Below are 423 nucleotides of genomic sequence, written 5' to 3' on the forward strand. Positions count from 1 at the left end.
TGGCGGCGTAACTGGACACGGTTAACCCCATTTTTCGACTATCCACCCGAGATCCGTAAGGTCATCTATACAACCAACGCAATCGAGTCGGTGAACATGGGGCTACGAAAATTAACCAAGCACCGCGGCGCGTTTCCGAGCGACGAAGCTCTCGTCAAACTGCTCTACCTCGCGTTGCGCAACATCAGCAAACGATGGACCTTACCCATCCGTGATTGGAAGGCAGCCCTGAACCGATTTACCATCCAGTTTGAGGGGCGGCTCCCTCAGCTGTAACCCGAATCCCGTTTACACAAAAATCTGCACACGCTCGTTGGTTGGGCTGTCAGATCAACGATTCATCGAGAACTTGTTCTGGATGCCGTGATGAAAGCCGTGCGCAGCCGACGTCCTCGCAAAACCCTTATCCACTCGGATCAAGGC

General features: G+C 53.7%; 1 protein-coding gene. It reads left to right on the forward strand.

Features of this window, described 5'->3' with window-relative positions; all coding sequences use genetic code 11:
* The coding region (locus ACVOLV_RS22195) for a transposase (protein WP_481556242.1) at positions 1-276 on the forward strand (276 nt) is incomplete at its 5' end.
* Between the last annotated feature and the right edge of the window lie 147 nt (positions 277-423).

It is taken from the genome of Stenotrophomonas sp. STEN023, from assembly GCF_056760135.1.